The 22,696-nt window shown below is 70.8% G+C and carries 19 protein-coding genes and 1 pseudogene; 11 read left to right on the top strand and 9 right to left on the bottom strand.

Annotation, left to right across the window (positions count from 1 at the left end; genetic code table 11):
• The first annotated feature begins 138 nt into the window (after positions 1-138).
• From AC5P1C_RS20915 to AC5P1C_RS20890, 6 genes are all read left to right on the top strand, one after another.
• Positions 139-732 (top strand): TetR/AcrR family transcriptional regulator, encoded by a 594-nt coding sequence (locus AC5P1C_RS20915; protein WP_493867486.1) that lies wholly within the window; start codon positions 139-141, stop codon positions 730-732.
• A 106-nt stretch (positions 733-838) separates the two neighbouring features.
• Positions 839-2,461 carry a hypothetical protein gene (locus AC5P1C_RS20910; RefSeq protein WP_493867393.1) on the top strand — a complete coding sequence of 541 codons (1,623 nt, stop codon included), beginning with the start codon at positions 839-841 and terminating at the stop codon, positions 2,459-2,461.
• A gap of 171 nt (positions 2,462-2,632) precedes the next feature.
• Positions 2,633-3,475: a nitrilase-related carbon-nitrogen hydrolase gene (locus tag AC5P1C_RS20905; RefSeq protein ID WP_493867392.1), complete on the top strand. Its 843-nt coding sequence runs from the start codon at positions 2,633-2,635 to the stop codon at positions 3,473-3,475.
• Positions 3,472-4,755: an aspartate aminotransferase family protein gene (locus AC5P1C_RS20900; RefSeq protein ID WP_493867391.1), complete on the top strand. Its 1,284-nt coding sequence runs from the start codon at positions 3,472-3,474 to the stop codon at positions 4,753-4,755. Before AC5P1C_RS20905 ends, AC5P1C_RS20900 begins: the two co-directional genes overlap by 4 nt.
• Positions 4,756-4,825: 70 nt before the next feature.
• Positions 4,826-6,229, top strand: coding sequence for a dihydropyrimidinase (hydA, locus tag AC5P1C_RS20895; RefSeq protein WP_493867390.1), 1,404 nt, complete (start codon positions 4,826-4,828; stop codon positions 6,227-6,229).
• A 15-nt stretch (positions 6,230-6,244) separates the two neighbouring features.
• Complete coding sequence (locus tag AC5P1C_RS20890; RefSeq protein WP_493867389.1) at positions 6,245-7,261, top strand: TIGR03842 family LLM class F420-dependent oxidoreductase; 1,017 nt, start codon at positions 6,245-6,247, stop codon at positions 7,259-7,261.
• Here AC5P1C_RS20890 and AC5P1C_RS20885 read toward each other — a convergent pair.
• The 3 genes from AC5P1C_RS20885 to AC5P1C_RS20875 all read right to left on the bottom strand — a co-directional run bounded on the left by AC5P1C_RS20885 (position 7,242) and on the right by AC5P1C_RS20875 (position 9,253).
• Positions 7,242-8,087 carry an endonuclease/exonuclease/phosphatase family protein gene (locus tag AC5P1C_RS20885; RefSeq protein WP_493867388.1) on the bottom strand — a complete coding sequence of 282 codons (846 nt, stop codon included), beginning with the start codon at positions 8,085-8,087 and terminating at the stop codon, positions 7,242-7,244. The genes AC5P1C_RS20890 and AC5P1C_RS20885 overlap by 20 nt on opposite strands.
• A 62-nt stretch (positions 8,088-8,149) precedes the next feature.
• Positions 8,150-8,695: a YceI family protein gene (locus AC5P1C_RS20880; protein WP_493867387.1), complete on the bottom strand. Its 546-nt coding sequence runs from the start codon at positions 8,693-8,695 to the stop codon at positions 8,150-8,152.
• Positions 8,696-8,779: 84 nt separating this feature from the next.
• A complete protein-coding gene (locus AC5P1C_RS20875) occupies positions 8,780-9,253 on the bottom strand; it encodes a carboxymuconolactone decarboxylase family protein (RefSeq protein WP_493867386.1) in 474 nt (157 codons plus the stop codon).
• Between the two features lie 214 nt (positions 9,254-9,467).
• Here AC5P1C_RS20875 and sigJ point away from each other — a divergent pair, with 214 nt between their 5' ends.
• The gene (sigJ, locus tag AC5P1C_RS20870) at positions 9,468-10,430 is read left to right on the top strand and encodes an RNA polymerase sigma factor SigJ (RefSeq protein WP_493867385.1); all 963 of its coding nucleotides are present in this window, start codon (positions 9,468-9,470) and stop codon (positions 10,428-10,430) included.
• A gap of 159 nt (positions 10,431-10,589) precedes the next feature.
• Here sigJ and AC5P1C_RS20865 read toward each other — a convergent pair whose 3' ends face one another.
• The 3 genes and pseudogenes from AC5P1C_RS20865 to AC5P1C_RS20855 form a co-directional block, all read right to left on the bottom strand.
• Positions 10,590-12,020 (bottom strand): flotillin family protein, encoded by a 1,431-nt coding sequence (locus tag AC5P1C_RS20865; RefSeq protein ID WP_493867384.1) that lies wholly within the window; start codon positions 12,018-12,020, stop codon positions 10,590-10,592.
• 105 nt (positions 12,021-12,125) lie between these two features.
• Positions 12,126-12,641: an NfeD C-terminal domain-containing protein gene (locus AC5P1C_RS20860; RefSeq protein WP_493867383.1), complete on the bottom strand. Its 516-nt coding sequence runs from the start codon at positions 12,639-12,641 to the stop codon at positions 12,126-12,128.
• Between the two features lie 124 nt (positions 12,642-12,765).
• Positions 12,766-14,681: pseudogene (locus AC5P1C_RS20855) on the bottom strand (NAD-binding protein).
• A gap of 454 nt (positions 14,682-15,135) precedes the next feature.
• Here AC5P1C_RS20855 and AC5P1C_RS20850 point away from each other — a divergent pair.
• Positions 15,136-16,689 (top strand): NCS1 family nucleobase:cation symporter-1, encoded by a 1,554-nt coding sequence (locus AC5P1C_RS20850; protein ID WP_493867382.1) that lies wholly within the window; start codon positions 15,136-15,138, stop codon positions 16,687-16,689.
• An 81-nt stretch (positions 16,690-16,770) separates the two neighbouring features.
• On the opposite strand, the gene AC5P1C_RS20845 is transcribed toward AC5P1C_RS20850, so the two are convergent.
• Both AC5P1C_RS20845 and AC5P1C_RS20840 read right to left on the bottom strand, forming a co-directional pair.
• On the bottom strand, positions 16,771-17,568 hold the full coding sequence (locus AC5P1C_RS20845) for a class I SAM-dependent methyltransferase (protein WP_493867381.1): 798 nt from the start codon (positions 17,566-17,568) through the stop codon (positions 16,771-16,773).
• The gene (locus AC5P1C_RS20840; RefSeq protein ID WP_493867380.1) at positions 17,565-18,602 is read right to left on the bottom strand and encodes a carboxymuconolactone decarboxylase family protein; all 1,038 of its coding nucleotides are present in this window, start codon (positions 18,600-18,602) and stop codon (positions 17,565-17,567) included. Before AC5P1C_RS20840 ends, AC5P1C_RS20845 begins: the two co-directional genes overlap by 4 nt.
• A gap of 260 nt (positions 18,603-18,862) precedes the next feature.
• Here AC5P1C_RS20840 and AC5P1C_RS20835 point away from each other — a divergent pair, with 260 nt between their 5' ends.
• From AC5P1C_RS20835 to AC5P1C_RS20825, 3 genes are all read left to right on the top strand, one after another.
• Complete coding sequence (locus AC5P1C_RS20835; RefSeq protein ID WP_493867485.1) at positions 18,863-20,104, top strand: sensor histidine kinase; 1,242 nt, start codon at positions 18,863-18,865, stop codon at positions 20,102-20,104.
• On the top strand, positions 20,101-20,769 hold the full coding sequence (locus AC5P1C_RS20830; RefSeq protein WP_493867379.1) for a response regulator: 669 nt from the start codon (positions 20,101-20,103) through the stop codon (positions 20,767-20,769). Before AC5P1C_RS20835 ends, AC5P1C_RS20830 begins: the two co-directional genes overlap by 4 nt.
• 74 nt (positions 20,770-20,843) lie before the next feature.
• The gene (locus AC5P1C_RS20825) at positions 20,844-21,569 is read left to right on the top strand and encodes a DUF4232 domain-containing protein (protein ID WP_493867378.1); all 726 of its coding nucleotides are present in this window, start codon (positions 20,844-20,846) and stop codon (positions 21,567-21,569) included.
• Here the strand turns inward: AC5P1C_RS20825 and lplAB are convergent.
• A complete protein-coding gene (gene lplAB / locus AC5P1C_RS20820; RefSeq protein ID WP_493867377.1) occupies positions 21,535-22,590 on the bottom strand; it encodes a lipoate-protein ligase LplAB in 1,056 nt (351 codons plus the stop codon). The two genes, AC5P1C_RS20825 and lplAB, sit on opposite strands and share 35 nt — an antisense overlap.
• Positions 22,591-22,696 lie beyond the last annotated feature (106 nt).

Here is a 22,696-nt window from a genome sequence, read left to right as displayed (position 1 = left end):
GGGACGACGTTAACCTGACCCCGGGTCCGTTTACAAGTACCGGACCCCGGGTCGACTTATGATGGAGCCTGCCCTTATCCGCCTGCCCCCTGCTCACCCCACCCCCCCCGCTCACCCCAAGCTCACCGAGGAGGAACCATCACCGCCCGCAAGGAGAGAGCCGACTCCGTCCGCAACAGGGCCGCGCTGCTGGCCGCCGCCGCCCGGCTGTTCCAGGACGCCGCCGACCCCGACAGCGTTAAGATGGCCGACATCGCCCAGGCCGCCGGGGCCGGAAAAGGCACGGTCTTCCGGCACTTCTCCGACCGCATCGGCCTGGTCAGGGCGCTGGTCGTCGAGGAGACGCGGCAGCTGCGCGAGCAAGTCGTCGACGGCCCGCCCCCGTTGGGACCCGGCGCGCCCGTGGCCGAGCGCGTGCCCGCGCTCATGGCCGCACTCCTCGACCTCAAGCTGAACCAGCGTGCCCTGATGCTCGCCCTGGAGAGGGCGGGAGCCGGCAGCCCCTATCTCAACCCGGCCTACGACCTGTGGCACTCCGAAGTCGCCGGGATGCTGTCCGGCGTACACGGACGCGAGGACGCCGACTACCTCGCGCACGCCCTGCTCGCCGCCGTCCGCAGCGACCTGGTCGAGCATCTGACCAGCCAGGGCTCCAGCCCGGAGCAGCTGCACGCGGGGCTGCGGCGGCTGTGTTCCTCCGTCCTGGCTCACGGCGCGGACGACGGCGTGTGAGGTGCCGTCGGGCGGCCGGAAAACCGCGTGTAGTCGTCCTGTAACACGACTGGTGTTATCTTCCGGACCGGAACACTCCAGGCTCCATGGGGCGGTGCTGGCTCGGATGGCAGTAGGACAACTCCCTGATCAGGTCAGGGAGTTCGCGAGGTACCTCAGAGACCTCCTGGCGCGGCTCGACCCGGGCGCCGGGTGGTGCGGCGTGTTCTGGTCCCGTGACCCCGAGGGGATGCAGGCCTGCCTGGATGGCTCGGAAGTGCCCCCCTGGGACGTGGTGGAGGCGCTGCTGCACGATCTGGCCGCCGGGTACGGGGCGCAGGCCGCCGAGCGGGAGACGGAGCGGGCGCGGGCGCTGCACGGCGCCTCGCTGGCCGCGTACGACGCGCGGCCCGGCGGTCGCGTACTGCTCGGCGAGCGCCTCGACATGATGCTCACCGAGCAGCGGTTCGCCGTGGAGCGGCAGGCGGAACTGGGCGGCTCGCTCACGACCGCCGCCACGCGGGACGAGGTGGAGCGGCTCAACCACGATCTGGCCTGGGTGCGCGACGACCACGAGCGAGCGACCGCGCGGTGCGCGGAACTCCGGGAGCGCATCGAGCGGTTGGACCGGGCGGACCAGCCGCAGTGGGTCGACTTCGGGACGCCGATGTCGGACGACTTCGCCGCTGAGGGCGTGGACGACTTCGCGGCCGAGGAGACGTCCACCGCCTTCGGGGCCCGAGCCGTGGACGGCTTCGGCGCCTCCATGGCGGGTGACCTCGACGTCGGGTCGGGAGCCTTCGGGGAGCGGGGGCCGGAGTTCGGCAACTCCCCGGCCGGCAGGCAGAGTGAACCTGCCCCCGACGCCCGCACCCTGTCGGTCGACCCCCCATCGTCCGACCTCGGCTCACACTTCGACCCAGACTTCGACTCCGGCCCGGACCCCGAAGACCCGCCGCCGCGCGACGCCGCCCGCGTCCCCAAGCAGGGCCGCAAGTCCCGAGACGCTTCCCGTCGCCCGCGCCGCCCCCGAGGCGCCCGTTTCGCGGGGTTCGCCGGGCCGGACGAGGAGGGCGTGGACGCGCCCGATGCCGTCGCCGTACCCGCGGCGGCCGCGCAGCCGCCCGCGGCGTACAGCCCGCGAGGCGCGCGCTTCGCGCACACCGGTCACACGGCGGGCGGCGCCGATGGAACCGGACATGCCGCAGTCGGACCGGACCGCGACGCCGAGCGGGCCACCGCCGAGGCCGTCGCCGCTCTCGTACGGCTCCGTGGCGAGGGCCGCAGCGGCGAGGCGCACGGCGTACTCGTCGAGGCGGCGGGCTGGCCCGCGGCGCGCCTCCCGGTGTTCGCCGGTGAGCTGCACCGCGCGGGCCTCGGCGCCGACTGGTCGACGCTGCTCTGGGAGGCCGCTTCGCTGCCGCCCGACCGGCTCGTCGCGCTCGCCGACGCCCTCGCCGGCGCCGGTCGCGCCGACGACTGCCGCAAACTGCTGCGGCAGGGCGTCTCACGGCCCGCCCCGGAGATCGCCGAGGCGGTGCTCGCGCTGATCGACGCGGGCCGTGAGCGCGAGGCCCGCGCGCTGCTCGACGCCTACATCCGCGTCCGTACCCCCGAGGACGCGGCCGGCTGCGCGCACACCGATCCGTACCGCCTGATCCCGCTGCTCCTCGAAGCGGCCCGAGGGGTCTCGGACGAGCGCCACTGGGATCTCGTGCACGCGTTGCGCGTTGCCGGATTCAGTGCCTGACGCGCCCGTTTCATTTGTGCGTTCTCGTCCGCTTGGGTGCGAAACATGATCGACTCCGCCGGTTAACGGCGATGGTCTTGCCCAGCCCGTCGGGGAGGCTTACGTTTTCCTGTCTACGCATCAAGTCTACGGGCGTAGAAGCTCTCTGACGTCCCGTCGAAGGAGCAGCTCATGGCCAACGTCGTACGCGCCGCACTCGTCCAGGCGACCTGGACGGGCGACACCGAATCCATGATTGCCAAGCACGAGGAGCACGCCCGCGAGGCGGCCCGCCAGGGTGCGAAGATCATCGGTTTCCAGGAAGTGTTCAACGCCCCCTACTTCTGCCAGGTGCAGGAGCCCGAGCACTATCGGTGGGCCGAGCAGGTGCCGGAAGGACCCACCGTCACGCGGATGCGGGAACTCGCCCGCGAGACCGGCATGGTCGTCGTCGTCCCGGTCTTCGAGGTCGAGCAGTCCGGGTTCTACTTCAACACCGCCGCCGTCATCGACTCCGACGGCACGTACCTCGGCAAGTACCGCAAGCACCACATCCCCCAGGTCAAGGGCTTCTGGGAGAAGTACTACTTCAAGCCGGGGAACGCGGGCTGGCCCGTCTTCGACACCTCGGTCGGCAAGGTCGGCGTCTACATCTGCTACGACCGCCACTTCCCCGAGGGCTGGCGCCAGCTCGGCCTGAACGGCGCCCAGATCGTCTACAACCCCTCGGCCACCTCACGCGGGCTTTCCGCCTACCTCTGGCAGCTGGAACAGCCCGCGGCGGCCGTCGCCAACGAGTACTTCATCGCCGCGATCAACCGCGTGGGCGTCGAGGAGTACGGAGACAACGACTTCTACGGCACGTCGTACTTCGTCGACCCGCGCGGACAGTTCGTCGGCGAGACCGCGAGCGACAAGGCCGAGGAACTCGTCGTCAGGGACCTGGACTTGGGCCTGATCGAAGAAGTGCGCCAGCAGTGGGCGTTCTACCGTGACCGCCGCCCCGACGCGTACGAAGGGCTGGTACAGCCGTGAAGGACCTCCACACCCGCCACAAGGCCGTCCTGCCCGAGTGGCTCGCCCTCTACTACGCCGACCCGCTGGAGATCACCCACGGCGAGGGCCGGCACGTCTGGGACGCGGACGGCAAGCAGTACCTCGACTTCTTCGGCGGCATCCTCACCACGATGACCGCCCACGCGCTGCCCGAGGTCACCAAGGCGGTCAGCGAGCAGGCCGGGCGGATCATCCACTCGTCCACGCTCTACCTCAACCGACCGATGATCGACCTCGCCGAGCGGGTCGCGGGCCTCTCCGGCATCCCGGACGCCCGGGTCTTCTTCACCACGTCCGGGACCGAGGCCAACGACACGGCCCTGCTCCTGGCCACCGCGCACCGTCGCTCGAACCAGATCCTGGCGATGCGCAACAGCTACCACGGCCGCTCCTTCACGGCCGTCGGCATCACCGGCAACAACTCCTGGTCGCCGACCAGCCTCTCGCCGCTCCAGACGCTGTACGTCCACGGGGGCGTCCGCAGCCGCGGACCGTACGCCGCGCTGAGCGACGCCGAGTTCATCGAGGCCTGCGTCGCCGACCTGAAGGACATGCTCGGGCAGGCGCGCGGGGGAGTGGCGGCGCTGATCGCCGAGCCCATCCAGGGGGTCGGCGGCTTCACCTCGCCGCCGGACGGGCTCTACGCCGCCTTCCGCGAAGTCCTGTGGGAGCACGGCGTCCTGTGGATCTCGGACGAGGTGCAGACCGGCTGGGGGCGCACCGGCGACCACTTCTGGGGCTGGCAGGCGCATGCTGCCAGTGGCCCGCCGGACATCCTCACCTTCGCCAAGGGGATCGGCAACGGCATGTCCGTCGGCGGCGTCGTCGCGAGCGCCGAGGTGATGAACTCCCTTGACTCCAACTCCATTTCGACCTTCGGCGGATCACCGGTCACGATGGCAGCGGGCCTCGCCAACCTCACGTACCTTCTGGAGCACGACCTCCAGGGCAACGCGCGGCGCGTCGGCGGTCTGCTCATCGAACGGGTGCGCGCCATCTGTGCCCAGCTGCCCGTCGTACGCGAAGTGCGCGGCCGTGGCCTGATGATCGGCATCGAGCTGGTCAACCCCGGTACGGGCGAGGCCAATCCGCAGGCGGCGGCCGCCGTGCTCGAAGCGGCCCGCGAGGGCGGACTCCTCATCGGCAAGGGCGGCGGCCACGACACCAGCGTCCTGCGCATCGCCCCGCCGCTCTCACTGACCGTCGCGGAGGCGGAAGAAGGGGCGGCGATCCTCGAACAGGCCCTGCGGAGCGCCTAGTTCACGTGCCTCGCGGTAGTTCACGTGCCTTCCGGTATGAACGTACGAGCATGAAAGGGAGCGCCCCATCATGAGTACCCGCACCCTGATCCGCGGCGGACTCGTCATCACCGCCGCCGAAGAGACCCACGCCGACGTGCTGATCGAGGACGGCCGGATCGCCGCGCTCGCCGCGCACGGCTCGGGCGCCGCCGAAGCGTGGACCGCGGACCGCGTCTTCGACGCCACCCACAAGTACGTGATTCCAGGGGGAGTCGACGCGCACACGCACATGGACTTCCCCTTCGGCGGCACCTTCTCGTCCGACGACTTCGAGACGGGGACCCGGGCAGCGGCCTGGGGCGGCACCACCACCATCGTGGACTTCGCGGTGCAGAGCCGGGGGCACGCGCTGCGGGCGGGGCTCGACGCCTGGTACGCGAAGGCGGACGGCAAGTGCGCGATCGACTACGGCTTCCACATGATCCTCTCGGACGTCAACGAGAAGTCCCTGCGGGAGATGGACCTGCTGATCGAGGAAGGAGTCAGCTCGTTCAAGCTCTTCACCGCCTACCCCGGCGTCTTCTTCAGCGACGACGGCCAGATCCTGCGGGCGATGCAGAAGGCGGCCTCCAACGGCGGGCTGATCATGACGCACGCGGAGAACGGCCTGGCCATCGACGTCCTGGTCGAACAGGCACTCGCACGCGGCGAGACGGATCCGCGCTACCACGGTGAGGTGCGCAAGGCGCTCCTGGAGGCGGAGGCCACGCACCGTGTGATCAAGCTCGCCCAGGTGGCGGGCGCGCCCGTGTACGTGGTGCACGTGTCGGCGCAGGACGCGGTGGCCGAGCTGGCCAAGGCGCGCGACGAGGGCCTGCCGGTGTTCGGGGAGACGTGCCCGCAGTATCTGTTCCTGTCCACGGACAACCTCGCGGAGCCCGACTTCCAGGGCGCCAAGTACGTCTGCTCGACCCCGCTGAGGCCGCGCGAGCACCAGGCGGCGCTGTGGCGCGGTCTCCGTACGAACGACCTCCAGGTGGTGTCGACCGACCACTGTCCGTTCTGCTTCGTCGGCCAGAAGGAGCTGGGCCGCGGCGACTTCTCCAAGATCCCCAACGGGTTGCCGGGGGTGGAGAACCGCATGGACCTCCTCCACCAGGCCGTCGTGGACGGGCACATCGGCCGCCGCCGCTGGATCGAGATCGCCTGCGCGAGCCCGGCCCGGATGTTCGGCCTGTACGGCAAGAAGGGCACGATCGCGCCGGGCGCGGACGCGGACGTCGTCATCTACGACCCGGCCGCCGAGCAGGTCATGTCGGCGGACACGCACCACATGAACGTGGACTACTCCGCGTACGAGGGAAAACACGTCACCGGACAGGTGGAGACGGTCCTGTCCCGCGGTGAAGTGGTCATCGACCAGCGGAAGTTCACCGGCCGTGCCGGGCACGGCTCGTACGTTCCGCGCGGCACCACCCAGTACCTCGGCTAGGAGAGGCGACGCACCATGGATTTCGGACTCGTCCTGCAGACCGATCCGCCGGCCGCCCAGGTCATCAGCCTCATGAAGCGCGCCGAGCGCAGCGGCTTCGGTTACGGCTGGACCTTCGACTCGGCCGTGCTGTGGCAGGAGCCCTTCGTCATCTACAGCCAGATCCTGGCGAACACGGACCGGCTGATCGTCGGCCCGATGGTCACCAACCCGGGCACACGCACCTGGGAGGTGACGGCCTCCACGTTCGCGACCCTGAACGACATGTACGGCAACCGCACGGTGTGCGGCATTGGGCGCGGGGACTCCGCGATGCGCGTCGCGGGGCGGGCCCCGAACACCCTCGCCCGGATCAGCGAGGCGATGAAGGTCATCAGGTCCCTCGCGTCGGGCGGGGAGGCGGACCTCGGCGGCACCACGATCCGCTTCCCCTGGATCACGTCGGACGCCCGGCTCCCGGTGTGGATGGCGGCGTACGGCCCCAAGGCGCTGAAGATGGCCGGCGAGGAGGCCGACGGCTTCATCCTCCAACTCGCCGACCCGTACCTGACGGAGACGATGGTGAAGGCGGTCCGGGACGCGGCTACGGCGGCGGGCCGCGACCCGGCGGCGGTGACGGTCTGCGTCGCCGCCCCCGCGTACCTGACGCAGGACGACTCACCGGCCGCCCTGGCGCACGCGCGTGAACAGTGCCGTTGGTTCGGCGGGATGGTCGGCAACCACGTCGCCGACCTGGTGTCGAAGTACGGCGAACACTCGGACCTGGTCCCCGACGCCCTCACCGAGTACATCAAGGCCCGCGAGGGCTACGACTACTCGCACCACGGGCGCGCCGACAACCCCGACACCGCCTTCGTTCCTGACGACATCGTGGACCGCTTCTGCCTGATCGGCACGGCGGACCAACACATCGCCAAGCTGCGGGAGTTGAAGCGACTGGGGGTGGATCAGTTCGCGCTGTACGCCATGCATGACGCCCGCGAGGACGTCATCGACGGGTACGGCTCCACGGTCATCCCCGCCCTGACGTGAGCAGCCCCACCTCCAGGTCGGCGACGACCCCGTAATGATCACTGGGCCAGAGGCCGTCGGTCGGCTTGTCGAAGGCCAGGTCGGCACTCCGCACGCGGGCGAAGGCGTTCGGGTGCGCGTGCGGTGAGCCGACGAAGATGTAGTCGATCCGGCGGTGGTGGCCCGGCTGACGCACCAAGAGCTCGATGTCCTCGGCCGCGTGAGGGTTGTCGGCGGTCCAGGTGTGTCCGGGCCCGGAGCCCGCGACGTCCCACACGTCGTGAAAGTGGGTGCTTCGCCCCGAGAGTGATTGCCGGCCGGTCAGATAGCGGATGCAGGCGGAGTCGGGGTCCGCGTTGAAGTCACCGGCCATGATCGTCGGCAGGGCCGTGCGGTGCCGGGCGTCCAGGTCGCTCAAGGCCAGTACCTGACGCTCGCGTTGCGCTTCGGCGTCGAGTCGGAAGGACGTGGTGGGCGCGATGAACAGCACGTCGTCAAGGCCGGGCAGCGGCACGTGGGCGGCCGGGGTGAGCCAGGGGACGTCGGGCGCGTCCGCTCCGCGCTGGTCCAGGACTTCGACGATGCGGTGCGGCCACCGCGTCGCGATGGCCGTCCCGCCGTACCGATCCGCGTAGGGCGGGACCGTCGCGGTGGTCTGCGACTGGTGGGTGCCGTGCAGCCCCGTCCCCTCGATCAGAGGGGACAGCTGGTCCGGCAGGACCTCCTGAAGGGCGACGAGATCCGGCGCGAGCCGACGCAGCTCGGCGTTGATCAGCGCCGCACGCGCGACGGGGTCGCTGCGGCTGTTCCAGACGTTCAACGTCACGACGCGCAGTCTTGCCGCCATCGACTTCCTCTCCCTGGTCCTTCTCGGTGGTGTTGCCTCGCGGGTGCCCTGCCGTCGGGCACTCACGGCTGCCGGACGGCGATGACGTCGAACTCCAGCGTCACCTTCGGGCTCACGAGAACGGAGGTCGCGGCGTTCCAGTTCAGACCCCAGTCCTTGCGGTTGACCGTGACGCTGCCCAGGAAGTTGACCCGCAGGACGCCCTGCGCATCCCTCTCGGCGGCGGTCAACTCGACCCGGATGGTGACCGGTTTGGTCACGCCGCGCATCGTCAGGTCACCGGTGACCTTGTAGGTCGTCTCGTCGACCGGCTCCACCTTCGTCGAACCGAAGGTGATGACGGGGTGGTTGTCCGTGTCCAGGAACGTGCCGCGCAGATGGTCGTCGCGCTGCCGCTGGTGGGTCTGGAGGCTCGTCGCCCGGATCGAGAGGCTTGCGCTGGACTTCGACGGGTGGTCGCCGAACAGATACGCGCTCCCCTCGTACTCCTCGAACTCCCCGCGGACTTTGGTGGACAGAGTGTGCCGACCGACGAAACCGATCCGGGAGTGGGCGGTGTCGAGGACATAGGCGCCGGTCAGCTCGCCGAGGTTGATCGTGGTTGGCATGGTGTTTCCTGCCTTTCTGGTCAGTGCGCGTGGGCGGCTGGGCCCGGCCCTCGCGGCCGGGGCACCAGCCGTCGTGGATCTCGGCTAGCCGAACTGGCCGACCTGGTAGTCGCCCGCGGGCCGCTGGGCGAGGACGTTCAGGCGGTTGAAGGCGTTGAGGAGAGCGATGGTCGACACCAGGGCGGCGAGCTGGTCCTCGTCGTAGTGCTTGGCGGCGTTCGCCCACACCTCGTCCGGGACGCCACCGGCCGCGTCCGCGATCCTGGTGCCCTCCTCCGCCAGCTCCAGGGCGGCCCGTTCCGCGTCGGTGAAAACCGTGGCCTCGCGCCAGGCGGCGACCAGGTGGAGGCGCAGGTGGGTCTCCCCGGCGTGCGCGGCCTCCTTGGTGTGTATGTCGATGCAGAATCCGCATCCGTTGATCTGGCTGATGCGGAGTTCGACCAGCTCCCGCGTCGCGGCCGGCAGCGTCGACTCCAGGAGTGACCTGCCCGCGGTGGCGATGTGCTTGACGACACCGGCCGAGACCGGATTGGCGAGGAAGTCGATACGGGCTTGCATGGTGATCTCCCTTTTCTTGCCTCTTGTCCGGTCCACCGGACGGGCGGAACGGCTGTTCGCGGGATCGTCTCGGTCCCAGCAGTACCGACGAGGCAGCCCCCCGAAATGTGAGGCGCGGGGGCGACGTCACAAATCGAGGGGCTGTCTCGTCGGAAGACGGAGAGGCTGTCTCGTCGGATGAGGGCGGCTGACGCGGCAAGGGAGTGGCGACACCATGAGGACCCAGTTCGAGCCCGGAGACGGAGGGATCGACCCGAGCCTGAGCGCGATCATGGGCGAGCGACGACAGCTGATCAATCTCGCCTACCGGCTCCTCGGCTCCCTGGCCGACGCGGAGGACGTCGTGCAAGAGGCCTACGCGCGCTGGTACGCGATGTCCCCGCGGCAGCAGGAGGCCATCGAATCCCCCGGCGGTTGGCTGACGAGGGTCGCCGGTCGCATCTGCCTCGACCAGCTCCGCTCGGCGCGGGCCAGGCGCGAGAGTTACGTGGGGGAATGGATCCCGGAGCCGCTGCCCGATCGCACGGAGTGGGCCGGCGGGCGGCAGGGCGGCGCGACCGCCGATCCGGCCGACCGGGTCACTCTCGACGAGTCGGTCAGCATGGCCTTCCTCGTCGTACTCGAATCGATGACCCCGGCCGAGCGCGTCGCCTTCATCCTGCACGACGTCTTCCGCTACTCCTTCGCGGAAGTGGCCGAGGTCGTCGGGCGCAGCCCGGCGGCATGCCGCAAGCTGGCCTCATCGGCGCGCCGCCGCACGCGTGCCTCGCAGGAACCCGCGACTCCGGCGGCCCGGCGCGCCACCGTCGTCAGGGACTTCAGGCACGCCTGGGAAACCAAGGACATCGCCGCGCTGATCGCTCTCCTCGACCCCGATGCCACGGCACTTGCCGACGGCGGAGGACTGGTCAACACCGCGCCCCGGCCCCTCGTGGGAAGCGAGGAGATCGCGCGCTACCTGGTCGCAGTCTCCGTCGTCATCGACGGTCAGGCGTTCGACCAGACGATCCTTGAGCGCACGGTCAACGGCCAGCCCGGCCTGGTGGTCCAGCACGACGCCGTCACCACGTCGGTGCTGGCCTTCGACATCGTGGGCGACCGGATCACACGCTTGTGGGCGATACGGAACCCCGAGAAACTCCGGCCCTGGACGTCGTACGGCAAGGCGCCGAATTGAGCGGAGGTGTTCTGCCGAGCGACTGGTTGCTCCCTCACCGACCAGCGCGACGCGGGCGGCTCACCACCAAGGACGGGCGTCTCGTGTGTATCCCCTCCGCCCAGCCGGTCGAGGCCCTTCGCCAACGGCGGGCCCCGTGACCGGCAGGCCATCGTGGGGTCAGTCCGTGACGTCGATCCTGCCGTTGAGCTTGGCGGGGGCCGAATCCGCGGGGGCGGAGGACATGCCGCCGGTGATGCCCTTGAGGAGTTCGGCGACGTCGACTCCCGTGGTGGAGCTGAGGAGTTCGACACCCTGGGCGACGTTGTCGGCGACCGTGCGGGAGAGCGAGCTCGCGCCGTCCGTGGAGATCACGGTCATCTTGTCGATGGCGCCGAGCGGCTCGGACGCCTTGGCCACGACACTGGGCAGCACCTCGACGAGCATCTGCAGCACCGCCGCGTCCCCGTACTGGGCGAACGCGTCGGCCTTCTTGTGCATCGCCTCCGCCTCGGCGGCTCCCTTGGCGCCGATCGCGGCGGCATCGGCCTCGCCCTCCAGGCGTACGGCGTCGGCGAGCGCGGCACGCTGCGCCTTCTCGCCCTCACCGGTCAGGCGGGCCCGGTCGGCGTCCGCCTCGGCCTGCTTGACCAGCGAGACGCGGCGGGCCTCGGCCTCCTGCTCGGCCTGGTAGCGGGCGGCGTCGGCGGGCTTGCGGATCTTGGTGTCGAGCTCGCGGTCGGTCAGGGCGGCCTGCCGCTGGGCGACCTTCTCCTGCTCGGTGAGGACCTCCTGCTGGCGGGCGGCCTCGGCGAGCGGTCCCGCGGCTCCGGCGCGGGCGGACGCCTCGTCCGTCTCGGCCTTGATCTCGGCCTGCTTGAGGGAGAAGGTCCGCTGGGCGACCGCGATCTCCTCCTCGGCCTTCAGCCGGGCCTGCTCGGCGGCACGGCGGGCCACGGCCTCCGCGATGTCCGCCTCCTGCTTGGCGCGGGCGGCCTCGGGGCGGCCGAGGTCCTCCAGGTAGGAGCCCTCGGTGGTGATGTCCTGGATCTGGAAGGCGTCGAGCACCAGCCCCTGCCCGGACAGGCTTGCCTCGGCCTCCTCCGCGACCTGCCCGGCGAAGGCGGCACGGTCACGGATGATGTCCTCCACCGACATCCGGCCCACGATGGAGCGCAGCGCGCCGGAGAGCACTTCCTGGGTGAAGCCGACGATGCCGCCCTGCTGGGCGAGGAACCGTTGCGCCGCGGCGCGTATGGAGTCCTCGGTGCCGCCGACCTTGACGATCGCGACGCCCTCCAGGTTCGCCTTCACGCCGCGCAGCGTGACCGCGCCGCGCACCGCGATCGGGATGTGCCGTGAGGAGAGGTCGAGTGTGAACTTCTGCTGGACGAACGGCACGACGAAGACGCCGCCGCCCACGACGACCTTCTGGCCGCTGTTGTCGGTGAAGATCCTTCCGGTGTCGGGGTCGGTGGACTTCTTGCCGCGCCGCCCGGTCACGATGAAGGCCTCACTGGGCCCGGCGACCTTGTAGCGGGTCACGACGACGAGCGCGAGCAGCACGAGGAGTACGACAACTCCGATGACGGCGGTCAGGACTGGACTCATGGTGAATTCCCCCGGTGGTACGTGGGTGTTGTGTACCTGCGCCCCTAGGTGCGGGCGCGGGTCAGGGCATGGGTGTGGCGTGGGCGCGGTCCAGGTGGTCGCGGGTCAGCGCTGCACGGGACGGACCGCGACCGAGGTCGGCGAAAGGGCCGCCTCGACCCAGATCTCGGAACCGCGGGTGACGGCCACGGCGCTCTTGGCCGCGAACTTCACGGGTTGACCGGCCAGTTGGAGCAGCACTTCGCCGTAGCCGTCGGCCGGTATGGCGGTGACGACGGCCCCCGCGGTGCCCACGAGGTCGGTTCCCCGTGGGGTTGCCGCGGTCTGATCCCGCATCAGGGCGCGGCTGAACTTCCATGTCAGCCAGCCCGCTCCCACGCCGACGGCTCCGCCGACAGCGGTGGCGGCGCCGGCGCCGAGCCCGGTCGTGCCGAGCACGATCGCACCGCCGAAGCCGAGCATGGACACGAAGCCGGCGACGACGGGCAGGGAAAGCAGCCCGTCGAAGAGTCCGTCAAGGACCCCCACGCCGTCGAAGAGTCCTTCAAGAACCCCGTCAAAGACGAGGGCGAGGACGAGCAGCGCGATTCCCGCGATGCCGAGACCCAGAAAGACGGTCACCGGAGCACCTCCCCACTTGCCGGATGTCTCGGTGAGGTGGGGATCGTCGCACGCGGGACGCAGGGCGCACATTGCCGTGATCCGGCAATCTTTACGGTCCTTTGATGCCGGTCTGCGTTTCGGCCTAACCGGTCCTGCTCTGCGTACGTCGACCGAGCAGTTCGGCCAGACCCTGCCGGGTGGCGGCCAGGACGACGCGGTCCTGGGAGCGCAGTACGTAACCGGGGTGGAGGTCCCAGACGAGGCCTGCCGGGTGGTCGGCGCCGTCGTCCGGGCGGGGTGCCGTCAGGTCCGGGAGCCGTTCGTCCGGTGCGGTGGAGTCCAGGGCGATGACCCGCAGGACCCCGGGACGGAACGACTCGGCGATGGTCCGCCCCTCCAACTGGCGGTGTCCGGCGACGTCGAGGGCGGCGAACAGCAGCACCCGCCGCTCCACAGGAATCGCGCCCAGGATCTGGCGCCCCATCATGGCTCCGGCGAACGCGGGGGCGGCGAGGGTGGTGACGCTGCGGCTGCGCGTGAGGGCCTGCGGGTGGGCGGCGCGCAGGGTGCGGTAGACGGCGGTGGCGAACGTGTCGTCGTACAGCCGGAGGGCCACGCGCACGTTCGGCTTGACCGAGCGGGCGTACAGGGCGGCTTCGAGGTTGGTGGTGTCGACGCTGGTGAGGGCGAGCAGCGCGTGCGCGCGATGGATCTTGGCGGCTTCCAGGACGCCTTCGTCCGTGACGTCGCCGACGACCGTCGGGACGCGCAGGCGCCGGGCGAGGGGGATGCCGCGCGCTTCGGGGTCTTCCTCCACGCACACGACGGGGATGCCGAGTTCGCGCAGGCGGGCCAGGACGCGGGTGCCGATCTTGCCGAGGCCGAGCAGGACCACGTGCCCGGAGAGGCCACGGGGCGGGCGGCGCAGGGAGGAGGCGGTGCGGAACGTGCCCAACGCCTCCAGTACGGCAGCGAGAAGTACCGGAAGGAGCAGCAACCCGGCCAGACCGGCCAGGAGTTGCAGGATCTGACGGGAGGTGGATTCGCCGAGCGCGGGGTCGTCGATGGCGAACAGGTCGAGCAGGGTCAGGTAGGCGGCGTGCAGGGGGTGGGCATCGCTCGTCCGCCAGTTCGCCACCGCGAGGCCGAGGACACAGGCCATGAGCCCGGCCACCGTCCAGCGCAGGCGGGGCGAGAAGAGCGAGCCGAGTGGAAGTCCGCGCCCGGCCAGGGGTCCGGGCGGCCGGTCGGGCCCGGCGTGCGAGACGGCTTCCAGCACCACGGTGCCCGGCCGGTGGCCGTGGTGACCGTGCTGTCGTCGGGCAGCAGCAGGGGGCCGTCCTGCCCGCCGTCGTCCGAACCCTCCGCTCCCGCAGGGTCGTTGGTGGTCGACGAGAGCAGGGCGAGCGTGCACAGACCGGGGTCGGTGACCCGCCCGCGGCCCGGCGGGTCGCGTTCCACCGCGCGCAGGAGCAGTCCGTCGGCCTGGACGACCTTGCTGGTGCCGGCGATGGCGGTGGCCGCCAGGGCGGGAGCCGCGGTGTCGGCGTCGGAGAGGACGGTGGTGGAGGCGTTCACCTCCGTCGGGTCCAGGCCGGGGGAAGCGACCGCGGCGGCCTGGTCGAGGAGTTCTTCCAGGTGCTGGCCCAGCTTGCGGTTGTAGAGCCGGATCACGATCCGCAGGCGGGGGTTGAGACGGCGGGCGACGAGCGCGGCATGAATGTTCGTCTCGTCGTCGTCATACACCAGCGCGAGCGCGGCGGCGTCGCGCACGCCCGCTTCGACGAGCGCCGCCTCGTCGGGCTCCGGTGCCTCGAGGACGCGGGGCACTTCGGGGGGCACCCCGTCACCGCCGCCGTTGGCCGTACCGGCAGCGCGCGCCACGACGGCCTGCATCCGGCCCAGGAGAGCGGTGGCCCGCGCCCGGCCGGCCGACCCGGCCCGCGCGCCGTCGACCGACGCCGCGGAAGGGACGACTACCGTCACACGCTCGCGGTACACCGAGCGCAGCTCGGCGGCGAGCCGTTCGGCGAGCGCGTCGTCACCGCACACGATCATGTGGCTGCTCTGCGGCGGCTGTTGGGCCTGACGGGGGAGCGAGGCACCGCCACGAGAGGCGTCGGACTCGTGGTCCGGATGGCGGGGAACAGGCGATGGGTTCCCGTGGCTCACGACGCTCCTCCTCCGATGCCGATGATGCCGATTCCTTTGTCGATGCGTGTGTCGATGCCTGTGTCGGTGCCGCCGGCATTCGGTGACAGCGGCGAACCGCGATTGATCACGGGGACCAAGGTAGTTGGGACACGCCGCTGGCGCGATCAGGCCTACCGGGAGCAGGATTGTCGGCGCCGCCAGTCGGGGAAACTGGCGAGGAGGCCGGATCTGAAGGCTCTCCAGCACCTACCGGTATCAGTACCAACACCAGTACCTGACCTGTGTTGACCGTGTTGACCCGAGTAAGGAGCCTGGGCATGGATTTCGGACGTGTGCCGCAGACCGATCCGGCCGCCTGGTGACCGGCAGCGTCCCCACGGGGCCTGCCGACGCGGAGCCGGGCGGGACATCACAGACCGTTGCCGACGACGGCCGGGTCGAACTACTCCCCGGCGCCTTCCCGGAGAACAGCCGCTTCGCCAACGACGACCTCAAACCCATCCCCGTCGCCGAACGCCACTGGGGCACCTACAACTTCGCCGCCCTGTGGATCGGCATGGCCCACAACATCCCGTCCTGGACGCTTGCTTCGGGCCTGGTCGCGCTCGGCATGGACTGGCGCCAAGCCGTCTTCACCATCGCGGCCGCCAACGTGATCGTGCTCCTTCCGATGCTTCTGACGGGACACGCGGGTCCCAAATACGGCATCCCCTTCCCCGTCCTGGCCCGCGCCTCCTTCGGCCTGCGCGGCGCGAACCTGCCCGCGCTGATCCGCGCCGCCGTGGCCTGCGGCTGGTTCGGCATCCAGACCTGGATCGGCGGCCAGGGGATCTACGTCCTGCTCAACAAGGCCTTCGACGGGGCGTGGAGCGACGAGTCGCAGATCGGCGGCTACCCGTGGCCGCTGTGGCTCTGCTTCGTACTCTTCTGGGCCCTCCAACTGGCCATCATCTACCGGGGGATGGAGGCGCTGCGGCGCTTCGAGAACTGGGCGGCGCCCTTCGTGCTCGTCGGCGCCGTCGTGCTCCTCGTATGGATCGCGGACAAGGCGGGAGGCTTCGGCCCGCTGCTCGACCAGCCGTCCACGCTGGGCTGGGGCAGCGACTTCTGGCCGGTGTTCTTCCCCGCACTGATGGGCATGATCGGCTTCTGGTCCACGCTGTCCCTGAACATCCCCGACTTCACCCGGTTCGGGAAGGGCCAGCGGGCGCAGGTGTGGGGCCAGACCCTCGGCCTGCCGACCACCATGACCGCGTTCGCCCTCCTCTCCGTCCTTGTCACTTCCGGCTCGCAGGCGGTGTACGGGGAGCCGATCTGGGAGCCCGTCGACCTGGCCGCCAAAGCCGACAACGTATTCGGGCTCCTCTACGCACTGGTGACGGTCCTGGTCGCCACGGTCTCCGTGAACATCGCTGCGAACGTGGTCTCACCCGCGTACGACCTCGCGAACCTCGCCCCGAAATTCATCAACTTCCGTACGGGCGCGCTGATCACCGGCGTCGTGGGCGTGATCATCTTCCCGTGGAAGCTGATCGAGACGCCCGAGCTCTACATCTTCGTCTGGCTGGGCGTCGTGGGCGGACTGCTCGGAACGGTCGCGGGCATCCTGATCGCCGATTACTGGGTGATCCGCCGCACGGCCCTCGACCTTGCCGACCTGTACCGCCCCGAGGGGCGCTACTGGTACACCGCCGGGTGGAATCTGCGGGCCGTCGCCGCCTTTGTGGTCGGAGGTGTACTCGCCGTGGGCGGCTCGCACTCGGCGCCGGGGAAGGGACCGTTCCCCGAAGACGGACTGATCCCGTTCCTGAAGCCGCTCGCGGACTACGGGTGGGCGATCGGCCTTGCTTCCGCGCTGGTCGTGTACGTGGGGCTGATGGCGGGTCGGGGGCGGGGAGGCCGGCGGGCTTAGGCAGGGCGGGAGGCTTCGGCCTCGGCGGCGATGGTCGGGCGTTCGTGGCTTCGGCGGGGGACGGGGGCAGGGTGCGACGGCTCAGGCCGGGCGCGCTGCCGTCACCAGCCACACCCCCGCCCGCATCCGCACGCCGTACTCGGTGGCGTGCGGCTGGAACACTGCCTCCAGGGAGGCCCGCGTCGCCGCGGATATCGCGCGGCCCGGCGCGCGCGACAGGATGAAGTCGACTGCGTCCGCCGGGGTTTGGCCCCACACAGCCTCGACCGTCACGGGGGTCACCGTCACATCCTCGTAGGCGGTCAGTGCCTCGTGGATACGGGCCGGATCCGAGAGCGAGGCCATCGCCGTGCGGGCGGCGGTGGCGTCGGCCGCAGCCTCGCTCGATAGGTCCTCCGGGCCGTCCTCATCTGGCCGGTCGTCCTCGGGCCCGTCCTCCTTCGCGAGAAGCTTGGCGAAGAGGCCGAGCGTCCGGGACTCCTCCGTTTCCTGGTCCACGGGCTGCGGGCAGACGAACACCAGCCGCCCGCCGGGACGCAGCGCGCGGGCGATGGCCTGCTCGTACGCGGCATTCGTGATGCCGTCGGCCTCCGTGCTCGCACGGGCGCGGTCGAGGAGCGGGGCCGAGATGTCGACGCCCACCGCATGGCCGTGCGCGGCTCGGCGGGCCGCGATGCGCGTGGTGACGCCCGCACCGCAGCCGATGTCCAGGACCCGGTCGCCCGAGCCGATGGCGGCGGCTTCGAAGAGAGCGTCGCTCACTCCGGACAGCATCGTGTCGTAGCGGTCGTGGTGCGTGGCCCAATGGGCGCCCACCGGGCCGTTCCAGACCATGGACTGGCGGGAGTTGGGGGTCTGCGTGTCAGCCGATGTGGTCATGACGTCTCCTTTGCGTAGTACGCGGAGTGGTGCGCCGCGAGGGTGCTCTCGATGCGGTCGACCGCCGTGAACGCGCCGTACGCGATCAGGTGCACGAAGCAGTGGTCGCTGAAGGGCGGCTTCTTCCAGGCCGCCACGTCCTCGTCGGTGATGCGGTAGGGCGCGAGCGCTGCCAGCAGCGCGAGGCGTGCCCCCGGGCGGGACGCGCGGTCGGGCAGGGCGTCCCAGGTGATCGGCGGATGCGTCCCGTCCCACGCGGCGACCGTCGCCCGCACGAGGGCCTGGTCGGTCTCGTCGAGCAGGCCCTTGCCCATCTCCGCCGCGGTACGCAGTGCGGCGTACGCGGAACCGATGGGCGTGCTGGCGGCCCAGGCGGGGCCGGGCTGCGGGTCGTCGAGCAGGGCCAGCGAGTCGCCGGAGGTGAAGGAACGGCGGACGGCCTTCTGCAGGGTGCGGCCGCCGATCGAGCGCACCGCCCGGAAGCGCTGTGCGTTGCAGGGCAGCATGCCCTCGGTGATCAGCGACGACGCGACGCGGTTGATGAAGTGGAAGGTGAGCGCGGTGCCGATGTGGGCCGGGGCATGGGCGCGCGGGAACGGCGGCGCGACGAGCTCCGGTGCCTGCGGAGTCCGGGTGGCCTTGCTCCAGGCGAGCAGCCGCGCCTGGGCCGGGTCCTCGGGCTGCTCGCCGCGCAGTACACGCTCGGCGACGCGGTGGTCGCCGGTGGCGTGCAGCATCACCGAGTGCGCGCTCACGCAGAACGGGCAGCGGTTGGCGAGCGAGACGCCCAAGGCGACCAGCTCCCGGGCGGTGCGGGTGGTACCCCCGCTGCCGAAGGCGTCGTCACCGCCGACGAGCAGGGACTCGCGGAGCAAGGCCCAGGTCGCGGTGAACAGTTCGGGCGCCGGTGAGAGCGCGACGAGCGGCGCGGGCTCGGCGATGCCGAAGTCGCCGGCCATCTGCGCGTAGGCCTCGGCGGTCCTGCCGCTCGCGGATTTCGGAAGTACGGAGTCGGTGTATCGAAAGGTTGCCATGGCTCCGATGGTCGGGGCGCCGGGTGCCTCGGGTCGTCGTCCGGCGGAAGGCAGTTGGGGCTACGTCGCCGGGGCCGTGCTCGTCCGCGACTACTACGCGGGGAGTAGCGCGAGAACGGTCTGCTGGGGTGACGCGGTTTGTCAGTGGCGAGATCTATGGTTCTGAACACGGCGGGGGATGCGCCGATGCGGGGGATGCAAGTGATGCGGGGGCGGCGATGGTGGTGGACCGGACGGGGAGCGCGGCGGGGCAGGTGAACGTGCGCGATCGGGTGCGCAGTCAGGTGCGGAGCCGGGTGCGGCAGGCGTGGGTCGGTGACGCGGTGCTCGCGGTCGTGGTGGGCGTGATCGTCGCGGTCGCTGCGGGTCTGCGGGGCGGCAGTGCGGGGTTCGTCGACTACGCCCTGATAGGGGCAGGTTCGCTTGCCCTCGCCGCACACCGGGCGGCGCCGCGCGCCGTGCTCGCGTTCACCACGGCGTGCCTGCTCGGCGAGGTGTTGTACGCGGGCGCGAGCAGCGTAGCGGCGATCCCCGTGGTGGCGGCCGTGCATACGGCTGCGCGCGCGGGCCACCGGGGTGTCGCCGCCGCTGCCGCCGGGGTGTTCCTCATCGGTTTCGCGGTGGCGGGGGAGGCGGCGGGCGACGTCGTGCAGTGGACATCGCTGCTGGCGGGCTGGTTCCTGTGCGCCCTCGTCACCGGCCTCGCCGACAAGAACTGGCAGGCGTATCTCCGTCAGACCGAGCAGCGGGCCCTGGAGGCCGAGCGGACCCGTGAGGAAGCGGCACTGCGCAGGGCGGGCGAGGAGCGGCTGCGGATCGCGCGTGAACTGCACGACTCGCTGACGCACAGCATCTCGATCGTCAAGCTCCAGGCAGGGGTCGCCGTCCACCTCGCCCGCAAGCGGGGCGAGGAGATACCGCCCGCGCTGCTCGCCATCCAGGAGGCGAGCGGCGAGGCGATGCGCGAACTGCGGTCCACGCTCACCGTGTTGCGCACGGACGAGCCTGCGGGGAGCCCGGCCCTGCTCGTCGAGCGCGCGCGGGCCGCGGGGCTCGCCGTGGAGCTGGCGGTGGAGGGCCACGAGCGTGCCTTGTCGGGTGACTTGGAGCGTGCCGCGTACCGCATCGTGCAGGAAGGCCTCACCAACGCGGCACGCCATGCGGGAGCCTCCGCCAAGGTGACGGTCGGACTCGACTACGGGGAGCGGGTGTTGGGGGTGCGGGTGGAGGACGACGGGGTCGCCGACGCGGCACGGCCTCCGGCGGAGGGGACGGGTATCACGGGGATGCGGGAGCGGGTCGCATCCCTGGGCGGGACGATGCGGGCGGGGCCGAGGGGCGAGGGGGGATTCCTTGTGCGGGCTGAACTACCGCTGGGCGATGGGGCGTGGGCGTCCGGTGTGCACTCGGGCGCGTCCTCGGGGGTGCTGCCCGCGGAGGCTGGGGCGCCCGTCGAGTGGGGGGTGGCCGCTGATGTCGGGCGCCCGGGGGAGGGCGTGTGATTCGGGTGGTGCTCGTCGACGATCAGGCCTTGATGCGGGCGGGGTTCCGTGCGCTGTTGGAGGCCGAAGACGGGATTGAGGTGGTGGGGGAGGCCGCCGACGGTGAGCGCGGGGTCGCCCTCGTGCGGGAGTGCGTGCCGGACGTGGCGCTCATAGACGTACAGATGCCGGTGATGACCGGGATCGAGGCGACACGGCGGATCGCCGCCGACCCCCGCCTCGGCGGCGTACGCGTCGTGATCCTCACCAACTACGGACTCGACGAGTACGTCTTCGACGCGCTGCGCGCCGGGGCGAGCGGGTTTCTGCTCAAGGACACGGAGCCCGCCGACCTGCTGCACGGCATCGAGATCGTCGCGCGCGGGGACTCTCTGCTCTCACCCTCCGTGACCAGCAGGCTGATCGGCGAGTTCGTCGCCCGGCCGCCGGACCGGGCCACCGCGCCGGGTCTGGAGACCCTCACCCGCCGCGAGCGAGAGGTCACCGCGCTGGCCGCGCGCGGACTGACGAACGAGGAGATCGCCACGCACATGGTGATCAGCCCGTTCACGGCGAAGACGCATGTGAGCCGGGCGATGACGAAGCTCGGTGCGCGTGACAGGGCTCAACTGGTCGTCTTCGCCTACGAGTCGGGCCTTGTGGCGGCACGCAACGCGACTCCGTAGGTGCCAGGAGGGCATGAGTATGAGAACTCAAAGAGGCAGATAAGGGGAAACTGTGGCCATGGCATGATCTCCGCGTGACCGTCATACCGTTCAGACATGTCGCCGTCCTCTCGGCCGTGGTCCTGCTCGCCTCCGGGTGCGGGCTCTCGGAGGAACTGGAGCGGGAGGCGGATCCCGGGCGTACGGCGTCGACGCCTACGCAGGGTGGGGCGCCCAGTGCGGCGGACGACGGGATGTCCGCCTCGCTCGGTCCTGACTCGCCGTCGGGGTCCGTCGGGACGGGATCGCCGGAAGTGCCCGACGCGCCCTCGTCCTCCTGCCCCGCGTCCGGAGCCCGTATCGAGGCGGGCATGGTCAACCCTGCCATGGGGCTGCGCGCGATGAGCGTGACCGTGACCAACTGCGGCAAGGACACCTACCGCCTGAACGGCTACCCGAAGCTGCGGGTCCTCGACGAGCACCGCGAACCCCTCGACGTACAGATCCTCGAAGGGCCCGAGCCCGTCACACGGATGGACGACCCGGGTCCGCACCCCGTCTCGCTCAAGCGGGGCGAGGAGGCCTACACCGTCCTCGTCTGGCGCAACACCGTCACCGACACGACCACGACCGCCGTCAGCGGCACCTATCTGTCGGTCACCCCGGCGCCGGGCACCCGGCCCGGCACCGTGACCCCGGAGGGCCGGATCGACCTCGGCAACACCGGCCGCATCGGCACCACCGCCTGGCAGCGGAGCGCGGCGGACGACACGAGCCCGGCCAGGCCTACGGCACCCGCGCCGTCCACTCCGGCGAGCTGAACTTCGTCCGGGCGAGCTCCCGGGCCCTGGCCATCTCCTCGTCCGTGGCCTTGCCCGTCGTCAGGCCGTACCGCGCGCGGAAGGAGTCGAGCATCCGCTCGATCACCGCCTCGCGCGGCAGGCCCGTCTGGCGGCGCAGTGGATCCACGCGCTTCTTCGCGCTCTTCGTGCCCTTGTCCGAGAGCTTCTCGCGGCCGATGCGGAGCACCTCGACCATCTTCTCCGCGTCGATGTCGTACGACATCGTCACGTGGTGCAGCACGGCGCCGTGCCCGCCGACGACCCGCTTCTGGGCGGCGCCCGCGACCTTTCCGGCGTCGGTGGCGATGTCGTTGAGCGGTTGGTACCACGCCTTGATGCCCATGTCGCCGAGGGCGTCCAGCACCCAGTCGTCCAGATAGGCGTAGCTGTCGGCGAAGGACAGGCCCTGCACGAGGGAGTCCGGGACCGAGAGCGAGTACGTGATGGCGTTGCCCGGCTCGCAGAACATGGCGCCGCCGCCACTGATCCGGCGCACCACCTCGATGCCGTGCCGCGCGGTGCCCTCCTGGTCCACTTCGTTGCGCAGGGACTGGAAGCTGCCGATGACGACCGCCGGGGACTCCCACTCCCAGACGCGCAGCGTCGGCGGGCGGCGCCCGGCGGCGACCTCCTCGGTGAGCACCTCGTCCAGGGCCATGAGCAGGGCGGGGGACTGCGGGGCCTCGTGGATCAGCTGCCAGTCGTAGTCGGTCCAGTCCGTGGCGTGCGCGAGAGCGCGGCGCACCGCGACGCCCACGCCCTCCGAGGTCAGCCCGTACATCACCGTGCCCTCGGGGAGCGCCGCGTCGATGCGGGTGGCCAGGCCCGCAGCGTCGGTGTCGGCGGGGGCGCCCTCCAGAGCACGGCTCAGGGCGTCGAACGCCTCGTCAGGTTCGAGGAAGAAGTCCCCCGCCACCCGCACGTGCCGCAGCACGCCGCCCTCGACCTCCAGATCCACGACGACGAGCTTGCCGCCGGGGACCTTGTACTCACCGTGCACTGTGCATCCTCCGGGCCTTGCCGAATCGCGAACACCGTCGGCCTGCGATTTCATATCAGGACAACTCGACCCACCAGGGATAGATTCCCGCACAGGACGAGGAGTT

It is taken from the genome of Streptomyces sp. A18 (assembly GCF_059026065.1).
The sequence above is the reverse complement of the archived record's forward strand: the minus strand, read 5'-3'. Positions and strand labels throughout refer to the sequence as shown.

What these genes read in the sequence shown, in the direction of transcription:
- AC5P1C_RS20890 (WP_493867389.1), top strand. Translation starts at nt 6,245, where the DNA reads ATGGATTTCGGACTCGTCCTGCAGACCGATCCGCCGGCCGCCCAGGTC.
- sigJ (WP_493867385.1), top strand. Translation starts at nt 9,468, where the DNA reads ATGAGGACCCAGTTCGAGCCCGGAGACGGAGGGATCGACCCGAGCCTG.
- AC5P1C_RS20865 (WP_493867384.1), bottom strand. Translation starts at nt 12,020, where the DNA reads ATGAGTCCAGTCCTGACCGCCGTCATCGGAGTTGTCGTACTCCTCGTG.
- AC5P1C_RS20880 (WP_493867387.1), bottom strand. Translation starts at nt 8,695, where the DNA reads ATGCCAACCACGATCAACCTCGGCGAGCTGACCGGCGCCTATGTCCTC.
- AC5P1C_RS20840 (WP_493867380.1), bottom strand. Translation starts at nt 18,602, where the DNA reads ATGGCAACCTTTCGATACACCGACTCCGTACTTCCGAAATCCGCGAGC.
- AC5P1C_RS20910 (WP_493867393.1), top strand. Translation starts at nt 839, where the DNA reads ATGGCAGTAGGACAACTCCCTGATCAGGTCAGGGAGTTCGCGAGGTAC.
- AC5P1C_RS20905 (WP_493867392.1), top strand. Translation starts at nt 2,633, where the DNA reads ATGGCCAACGTCGTACGCGCCGCACTCGTCCAGGCGACCTGGACGGGC.
- hydA (WP_493867390.1), top strand. Translation starts at nt 4,826, where the DNA reads ATGAGTACCCGCACCCTGATCCGCGGCGGACTCGTCATCACCGCCGCC.
- AC5P1C_RS20845 (WP_493867381.1), bottom strand. Translation starts at nt 17,568, where the DNA reads ATGACCACATCGGCTGACACGCAGACCCCCAACTCCCGCCAGTCCATG.
- AC5P1C_RS20875 (WP_493867386.1), bottom strand. Translation starts at nt 9,253, where the DNA reads ATGCAAGCCCGTATCGACTTCCTCGCCAATCCGGTCTCGGCCGGTGTC.
- AC5P1C_RS20885 (WP_493867388.1), bottom strand. Translation starts at nt 8,087, where the DNA reads ATGGCGGCAAGACTGCGCGTCGTGACGTTGAACGTCTGGAACAGCCGC.